General features: G+C 43.7%; 2 protein-coding genes. One reads left to right on the top strand and one right to left on the bottom strand.

Annotated elements, in window-relative coordinates:
* Window positions 1-2252: LuxR C-terminal-related transcriptional regulator (locus tag A3761_RS22780; RefSeq protein ID WP_156492046.1), on the top strand; the 2252-nt coding region annotated here is incomplete at its 5' end.
* A gap of 292 nt (window positions 2253-2544) precedes the next feature.
* On the opposite strand, the gene A3761_RS22775 is transcribed toward A3761_RS22780, so the two are convergent.
* The coding region (locus tag A3761_RS22775) for a helicase C-terminal domain-containing protein (protein WP_304439640.1) at window positions 2545-3347 on the bottom strand (803 nt) is incomplete at its 5' end.

Genomic DNA, 3347 nt, shown 5'->3' with positions numbered 1-3347 from the left:
TTATCATCACATGCAGGTTCGAACCTTCGCTTCCGATCTCTCGTTGGAGTGTAAAAAACTGGGTAGACCAAATACAATCATCAGACTTGGCCTTCTCTATTGAAGAATCTAAAGCTTTTCTTCTTGATTATATGAATCTATCGTTAAGTGATGCGCAAGTAGACTCCTTGTTTGCATCCAGTGAGGGCTGGATAGCCGCATTACAACTTGCAGCGCTATCCGCCGTCTCCACTCCCAAGGCTGACCAGTCGCTCATATCTGTAGATAGGCTTCTTTCAGATGATAGGCATCTGAGCGAATATATTGTGAGTGAAATTCTCTCTCAACAGCCGCAAAATGTTTCAGACTTCTTATTGAGGTCTTCATGTTTACTCCGCTTAAACGCGCAGCTTTGCGACTCGATGCTTAATATCCAGGGTTCTGCGAAGATACTTGACCACCTTTATAGAGCAAACCTCTTCATTACCCCCTTAGATAATGAACATAGCTGGTACCGTTATCATGAGATGTTTAGAGAGTCGCTCCTTCGAAAAATTAAAGTAGAGCAACCAACACTTCTAGAAACATTGCAGAAAAGCGCTATTGAGTGGCTTGTCACGCATGAACAAGCCCATGAAGCGATAGAGCAAGTTGTTCAACTTCAAGATTGGGATCTTTTAATACAATTGCTTGAAAAAAATGGTAACAACCTAATACATGAAGGGCATCACTTACTCGTTTTAGAGTGGCTTCGAAAAGTACCCGAAAAGCTATTTAGCCAGTCTCCCCGCGCGATTATGCTTAAGATCTGGGCATTGTTCTTCAGTAACAAAATTGAAGTGATTGCCCCTTTGCTAGAAGAGCTGGAACTCCTTATTGATAAGCAACGCTTGCTTTGCATTGAAACTAGCGCAAGTGAATTAATTGACTTACATAGTGAGATCTCGCTTATTCGGGCCTATCTGGCTCGCAGCCAGTCAGACCTAAAGAGCGCAGGACAATTAACTAAAGATGTTCTGAAAGAGCTCGATACAACCAAGATGCCCCTTAAATCCGTCACCTATTACGGAATTGGTCTTGATAGCTTCGCTGTCGGTGACCTGGAGTCTGCGGAAGCTGCTTTGAGCGAAGCAATTGAGCATGGCAAGCGAGAGAAGAAATATACCACGGTGCTATCAAGCAGCGGCCTGCTTGGATGGATCTATTTTTACCAAGGTAATCTTGAAAAAGCGTTAGAAACCGGGATTATTAACCAACAATGGATCGATAGCTATCACGACAGCTCTCAACCTAGAATAATTTCTTGTTGGCAAAATAGTGCCTTGGCATTGATATATACAGAGAAAGCCGAATTTACTATCGCTCAGTCGTACATCAACCCCTTGCTACGACATTTGGAAATTGGGACAGAGCCAGGCCAGCACATAATCATTCAGTACACCCAAGCAATGCTTTATTTTGCACAGGGCAAATATGTCGATGCTATCGAATGCTTGGATGATGCATGGCATACCTATCAGCACAAACGAGACTCCATCGTTTTCACTCCACCAAGTATCATCGCACTAAAGGCTCGCTGCCTTTTATCAATGGGGATGATAGAGAAAGCTCAATTTGTGATAAATGAACTAAACGAAGAAAGCATTAATGCTGTCCCCTTAAACTATGAGGATATTAACCTAACAAAAGCACGGATTTTTGCGGCGCAAAGTAATTATAAACTTGCATTGGAAGTAATTAACCGTCTTGCTGAACAGACTCGTTCTAAGCACCATGTATACAACCTGATTCAAGTATTGAACCTTTCTGCCTCAATCTACCATAGCCTCCACAACTCAAAAGAAGCCGAAGAAGCAATTAAAGAATCATTACATCTCGCATCACAGGACGGCTTCATCTCTGTTTACACCAATGAGGCTGTTGAGCTTCTTCCGGTTCTAGCACTGGGTGCTGATCCCAGCATACCTGACAGCTATTTGCAGAAATTGAGCGCAACATTAGGATTAAGCAATGAGACCAAGCCTGTTCAACAAGATGAACTGCCTGGCGCAGCAGCATTGGAGAGCAATAAGCAATTGCTAGAACCTCTTAGCTCGCGCGAACTTGAAGTGCTCGGCCTGATTGATCAGGGCTTAGCAAACAAAGAGATCGCTCAGAAGCTAAGCCTCGCACCGGCCACCGTCAAAGCACATATTCGCAACCTATATGGAAAGATAGAAGCAAAGAGTCGTACAGAGGCTTTATCAAAAGCACGAAGCATTGGTCTGATCTAATATACGAGATCATAAAGTGTGATGCGCATCACACTTTATATCACTTAAGCCTAGGCGTAAGCCTTATGGACGATCTAATTAAGCCTGACTAAGCCCTATTATAAACTCATCGAAACAAGCAGTACTAAGTAAAAACTTCAGGCCTTTTACTTAGCGATGTTTGCGTCTTTCAGGTATTAGTTTTCCGATCAGGGCTTCCCTACAAGGCCCGACTTGTGAACGCGGCGAGATGATAGTTCGGCATCATCCGCCGCTTTTTTTTGCCTAAATTTTATAGATTCAGCAGGTTTGCTTAGCCAAACTGTCGACGGTATGGCGGCAATGAATTGATCAAGAGATTACCGTAACGACGGGTGAGCAGCCGATTATCAAGAATCGTCACCTGGCCGGTGTCTTTCTCCGTCCGAATCAAACGACCACAAGCTTGAATCAACTTAAGGCTGGCATCTGGCACGGTCACTTCCATAAACGGGTTTCGACCTTGCGCCTCGAGCCACTCACTAATGCTTTGCTCTAAAGGGTCGTTAGGCACAGAAAACGGTATTTTGGCAATAACAACATGCGTAAGGTAATTGCCTGGCAAATCAATCCCTTCAGCGAGGGAAGCCAAGCCAAACAAAATACTTCGCTTTGAAGAATCTATAAGCGCTTTATGTTTGTTTACCAGCTCCTGCTTTGAGTATTCGTCTTGGGTCATAATATCTTTGCGTAAGACCGGGTCTATTTGATAAAGCACGTCATTCATTTGCTTTCTAGAGCTGAATAAAACTAATACAGCTTGATCATCACCAATCCAGTTTGCCAGATTTGAGGATATTTCCTGAGTGTGCTGTTCAGGGTCTGAAGCTGACGATGTCATTGGAGGAATTACCAGCTTGGCAACTTGATTAAAGTCAAACGGGCTTTGCACTCGATGATAAACACTATCAGCGGGTAAACCTGCTTTGTGAGCAAGTCGGTCAAACTTGCCAAGCGCTGTTAATGTTGCGGAGGTTAATATTGCTGCGTAAGACTTTTTCCACAACGCTTCGTGAAGCAAGCCACCCGCGCTTAATGGGCTACCATGCAAGCTAATATCGGCAGCGTTTTCATATT

It is taken from the genome of Oleiphilus sp. HI0123, assembly GCF_001635315.1.
The sequence above is the reverse complement of the archived record's forward strand: the minus strand, read 5'-3'. Positions and strand labels throughout refer to the sequence as shown.